The 223-nt window shown below is 65.9% G+C and carries 1 pseudogene; it reads right to left on the bottom strand.

What is annotated here, in order from left to right:
• Positions 1-223, bottom strand: a pseudogene (locus tag MOV74_RS40570) (electron transfer flavoprotein subunit beta/FixA family protein); the annotation flags it as partial.

The following is a 223-nucleotide window of genomic DNA, read 5'->3' as shown; positions in this document are numbered from 1 at the left end:
AGAACCTTCGACCTCGAGCTTCGAGGCAAACGTCGCCTGCGACCAGCCGAGCAGCGCGGCCAGCATCTGGCCGGTCTGGTTGCTGTCGTCGTCGATCGCCTGCTTGCCGAGAATGATCAGGCCGGGCTGCTCTTCGTCCGCGACCTTCTTCAGGATCTTGGCGACCGCGAGCGGCTCGACGCTGCCTTCGGCTTTCACCAGGATGCCGCGGTCGGCGCCCATG

The sequence above is a fragment of the Bradyrhizobium sp. SHOUNA76 genome, from assembly GCF_023006445.1.
Lineage (GTDB): Bacteria > Pseudomonadota > Alphaproteobacteria > Rhizobiales > Xanthobacteraceae > Bradyrhizobium.
The sequence above is the reverse complement of the archived record's forward strand: the minus strand, read 5'-3'. Positions and strand labels throughout refer to the sequence as shown.